Source organism: Streptomyces fuscigenes, assembly GCF_021556455.1.
Classification (GTDB): Bacteria; Actinomycetota; Actinomycetes; order Streptomycetales; family Streptomycetaceae; genus Streptomyces; species Streptomyces fuscigenes.
This window is the reverse complement of sequence record NZ_JAKGCV010000562.1, coordinates 1-3,073: the sequence shown is the minus strand read 5'-3', so window position 1 is coordinate 3,073 and position 3,073 is coordinate 1. Positions and strand designations below refer to the sequence as shown.

Sequence of the window (3,073 nt, the reverse complement as noted above, 5' to 3'; positions counted from 1 at the left end):
CCCGCCGCGCCCCGCGTCCGGCCGGCCCTTCGACGCGCGCCGGCACCGGGCGACCGGGCCGGCTCAGGCCGGGCGGCGCGCCGCGACGAGGTCGACGACGTACTCCTCCTCGACCCGCCCGTCCGGGAAGACCTGAAGCAGCGCGGCCCGCTCGTCCGCCATGAAGGCCGCCGTCGCGGCTTCGCCCATGACGCGGAAGACGCTGTGGCTGTGGAAGTTGTCCAGGTGCGCGTCGAGAGACACCGTCCTGGTCCACGTCACCCGGCGCACTTCGCCCACCACTCCCTCCGCAAGTAGCGGGCCCTGCTCGCGGGCCCCGTGGACGCCGTGGCCGCCGTCGCCGCCGTGCGCGCGCAGCCGGGCGTTCTGGTCGGCGATCCAGGGGACGGACTGGTCGAGGACGTTCCAGAACAGGGCGAGCGTCCCGCCGGGCCTGAGGACCCGCATGGCCTCGTCGAAGGCGCGGACCCGGTCGGTCCAGTGCCAGGACTGGGCGTACGTGATGACGTCGGCGGTGGCGCCGGCGAACGGCAGCGCGTCGCCGATGGCCCGGACGAGCGGCACGTCCGGCCGCACGGCGTGCAGCCGGCCCGCCATGCCGGGGCCCGGCTCGACCGCCGTGACCCGCGCCCCGCGCGCCAGCAGCAGGCGGGTGGCGATGCCCGTGCCGGCTCCGACGTCGAGGACGCGCGCGCCGTCGAGCGGCCGGCCCGCCAGCTCCTCGACGGCGTCGAAGAGGGCGGGCGGATAGCCGGGCCGGGCCGTGTCGTACAGCTCGGCGACGGCGTCGAAGGACAGGGCGCGCGAGGTCACGAGTGGTTCCTCCGGTCCGCGCGGGCACCCGCCGCCCGCCGAGGGGTCGGGGCGGGGCCGGCGGCCGCCGCGCCCCTCTTCCCGTTCTTCTGCTGCGGGTTCGTCTGCTGCGCGGTCTTCTGCCGGCCGTTCTTCTGCTGTGCGCCGCGCGCGCCGGGGTTGCCGCTGCGGGCGCCGCGCCGCTTCTCGTACGCGACGAGGGCCGCCTCGTACTCGCGGCGCCGCAGCCCCTCTCCGGGGGCCTCGCTGAGCGAACGGACGAAGTAGGCGAGGAGCGACCCGATGAAACCGATGGCCTTCAGGCTGCGCAGCGACTCCTCGCGGGCCGGGTCGGCCGGGCGGGCGGAGAAGCCGGCCCACGTCCTGCGGAAGGCGACGAAGCCGCACACCGCGAACATCGCGACGACGAGCACGCCCACGAACGAGCCGACGTCGGCCAGCGCGACGCCGTCGTAGGCGAACCGGAGCACGACGCACGACGCGGCCGCGGCCAGCAGCGAACCCGCCGCCGCCCCGGCGCGCCGCAGCCCGTAGCCCCCGGTGTGGGAGACCCAGGTCGTCCCGAAGAACCGCAGGCTCTCGGGGACCGGGCCGCCGGCGGTGCCGTCCGCCGCGCCGCCCGGTGGCCGCCGGGGCGGCGCGGTCTGCTCGTCCTGCCCCTCGGGGCGCTGCTGCTCGCTCACGGCTCGATTATCCCCGCCCGGCCCCGCGCGCCCGGAGCGGCACCGGCGCGCACGTGCGGCGGATCCGCTCCGGGTCCGCCGCAGCGGGCCCGGAAGGTCCGATCAGTCGCAGCGGGGCGCGATGAAGCCGTCGCTGCCCGTGTGCACGAAGGCGTCCGACACGAACTGGCCGTTGGCGATGTTGTCCCAGATGCGGGACGTGCCGTACGGGCCGCTCTCGGTCGTCCCGTTCACCTGGCAGTTGATCGGCACGGTGGCGCCGACCGGCAGTATCCGGACAACGCCGTGGTTCGTGCCGGGACCGCTGCGGACGTTGACGCTGTAGCCGGGCGCGATCGGGTAGTGCCTGGCCACCACCGCCGCCGCGTGCGCGGTGAGCGCGCCGGAGGCGGCCGCCGGGTCGATGCCGGGACCCTCCCCCGCGGCGCCCGCCGGCTCCCCCGCGCCCGGCTCCGGTCCGCCCGCCGCGACCCCCGCGGACACCGGCTCCTGTGCTTCCCCGACCGCCATCGCGGACCCCCTCCTCGACACTGCCCTGTTGGTGCGCGGCACGCTAGCAACCCGTGGCCGGATCGCATGCCTCATCGACTATGGTCGGTGCGTCGCGCAGCGCACGAGCTACGGGGGTGGGTATGCAACCGCTGCCCCGGGCCGCCGACCCCGCACGGCCTGCTTCCGAGCGGGCGGAACCCGGCTACGCGGGCCCCTATCCGCTCCAGACCGTCCTCGGCAGCGGCGGCATGGGCGTGGTCCACCTGGCCTCCTCGGGCTCCGGACTGCGCCTGGCGGTCAAGGTCGTGCACGCGGAGTACGCGTCGGACCCCGAGTTCCGTGCCCGCTTCCGCCAGGAGATCGCCGCGGCCCGCCGCGTCAGCGGCGCGTTCACCGCTCCCGTCGTGGACGCCGACGCGGATGCCGAACGCCCCTGGATGGCCACGCTGTTCATCGACGGGCCGACACTGTCGGACCGTGTCAGACAGCACGGGCCGATGAGCGAGCGCGAGTTGGCGCGGCTCGGCGCCGGACTGGCCGAAGGGCTGCGGGACATCCACCGCGCCGGCGTCGTCCACCGCGACCTGAAGCCGAGCAACGTGCTGCTCGCCGCGGACGGGCCCCGTGTCATCGACTTCGGGATCTCGCGCCCGTCCGACAGCGATCTGCGCACCGAGACGGGCAAGTTGATCGGCACACCGCCGTTCATGGCGCCCGAGCAGTTCCAGCGCCCGCGCGCCGTCGGTCCGCCCGCGGACGTCTTCGCCATGGCCGCCGTCCTCGTCCACGCGGCCACGGGCCGGGGCCCGTTCGACTCGGACAGCCCCTATGTCGTGGCCTATCAGGTCGTCCACGACGAGCCCGACCTGAGCGGCGTGCCCGCCGGGCTCGTCCATCTCATACGCCGGTGCCTGGCCAAGGACCCGGCCCACCGGCCCACGCCCGACGACGTGATGGGGGAACTCCGGCCGGAGCACGCCGCGTCGACGCCGCTGGTCCCGCACGCCCTGCCGCCCGCCGCCTCGTCGCCCGACACCGTGCGGCGCGCCCGGCCCGGTGCCGCGCCCGCCGCCCCTGCTTCCGCC

3 protein-coding genes and 1 pseudogene are annotated in these 3,073 nt (G+C 76.0%); 1 reads left to right on the top strand and 3 read right to left on the bottom strand.

Going from position 1 to position 3,073, the window contains the following annotated elements:
- Window positions 1-63: 63 nt before the first annotated feature.
- The 3 genes and pseudogenes from L1885_RS26295 to L1885_RS29035 all read right to left on the bottom strand — a co-directional run bounded on the left by L1885_RS26295 (window position 64) and on the right by L1885_RS29035 (window position 2,006).
- Window positions 64-813, bottom strand: a complete 750-nt coding sequence (locus L1885_RS26295) for a class I SAM-dependent methyltransferase (protein WP_235799658.1) — start codon at window positions 811-813, stop codon at window positions 64-66.
- 125 nt (window positions 814-938) lie between these two features.
- Window positions 939-1,496: pseudogene (locus tag L1885_RS26290) on the bottom strand (hypothetical protein); the annotation flags it as partial.
- Window positions 1,497-1,598: 102 nt separating this feature from the next.
- Window positions 1,599-2,006, bottom strand: coding sequence for an SH3 domain-containing protein (locus tag L1885_RS29035; protein ID WP_268984548.1), 408 nt, complete (start codon window positions 2,004-2,006; stop codon window positions 1,599-1,601).
- Between the two features lie 122 nt (window positions 2,007-2,128).
- Here L1885_RS29035 and L1885_RS26280 point away from each other — a divergent pair.
- A partial coding sequence (locus L1885_RS26280) for a serine/threonine-protein kinase (RefSeq protein ID WP_235799657.1) occupies window positions 2,129-3,073 on the top strand: 945 nt, incomplete at its 3' end.